Origin of the sequence: Agrobacterium sp. DE0009, from assembly GCF_007680755.1 — a bacterium.
Lineage (GTDB): Bacteria > Pseudomonadota > Alphaproteobacteria > Rhizobiales > Rhizobiaceae > Agrobacterium > Agrobacterium tumefaciens_B.
The window spans coordinates 1-1,308 of the sequence record NZ_VEIU01000027.1; the positions used below are offsets into that span (position 1 = coordinate 1).

The following is a 1,308-nucleotide window of genomic DNA, read 5'->3' on the forward strand; positions in this document are numbered from 1 at the left end:
TTGCCATCGACGGGATCGACGGGATTGTCATGGATACCGAAGGCGCCGACCACCTGCAGGGCGGCGAGCTGCCAATGGTGACAAAGATCGCCAACCAGTTTCTGGGCAGAAAGCTGACTGCCCGCGTGGCGGTCGCCGACAGTTGGGGTGCAGCCCATGCCTGCGCCCGCGCCATCAACCGCGACACGATCATCGTTCCGTCAGGCGAGACAGTGCGCGCGGTGGAAAAACTGTCGATATCGCTCCTGCGCCTGCCGTCCAAGATTGTCAGCGATCTGCGCATTCTCGGCTTCCAGACCATTGGCGAGCTTGCCAACACGCCACGTGCGCCACTGACGTTGCGCTTTGGACCGGAGGTCGGCCGCCGTCTCGACCAGATGCTTTGTCGCCTCGCTGAGCCGATCGAGCCGATCCGAACGCCCGAGCTGATCGAAGTCTCGAAAGCCTTCGCCGAACCGATTGGCGCCGCCGAAACGATCGACAAATATGTCGGCCGCCTCGTCGTCCAGCTGGTCGATGAGCTTCAGAAGCGCGGCCTTGGGGTGCGCCGCGCCGACCTGATTGTCGAGAAGGTCGACGGTACAAGACAAGCCATTCGCGCAGGTACCGCCAAGCCGGCCCGTGATATCGCCTGGCTGACGAAACTGTTTCGGGACCGGACGGAGAAGATCGAGCCGGGTTTCGGGATCGAGAAGCTTACCCTTGTTGCGGTTCTGGCCGAGGCATTGGAGGAGGCGCAGAAAGCCTCTGCCCTTATTGAGGATGATATCACCGACGTGACGCCGCTGATCGACATCTATGGAAACCGAGGCCAGCGGGTCTACCGCGTCGCACCGGTCGCCTCAGATGTGCCGGAACGCTCCGTGAAGCGGATCAGCCCCGTCGCTGAACCGATCGCCATTGCCTGGGTCAGCCATTGGCGCCGGCCGGTCCGGCTCTTGCCACGACCCGAGCTGATCGAGGCAATCGCGCTGATGCCGGACCGGCCGCCGGTCTCCATCGTCTGGCGCGGCAAACGTCGCAAAGTGAAGCGTGCCGATGGCCCGGAACGCATTTTTGGGGAGTGGTGGCAACGCGACGCGGAGATGGAAGCTGTCCGCGATTACTTTGTTATTGAGGACGAATCCGGTGAACGCCTGTGGGTGTTTCGCTCTGGCGACGGTGTTGATCCTGAGACCGGATCCCATCGCTGGTTCTGCCATGGGATCTTCGCATGAGCTACGCCGAGCTGCAGGTCACGACCCACTTCAGCTTCCTGCGCGGCGCCTCCTCCGCACAGGAATTGTTCGAGACGGCGAAACAGCTCGG

General features: G+C 62.5%; 1 protein-coding gene. It reads left to right on the plus strand.

All coding sequences use genetic code 11. From position 1 onward, the window contains the following. Positions 1-1,217, plus strand: a 1,217-nt coding sequence (locus FS804_RS24635) for a DNA polymerase Y family protein (protein ID WP_144579346.1), incomplete at its 5' end; no start/stop codon positions are given. Positions 1,218-1,308 lie beyond the last annotated feature (91 nt).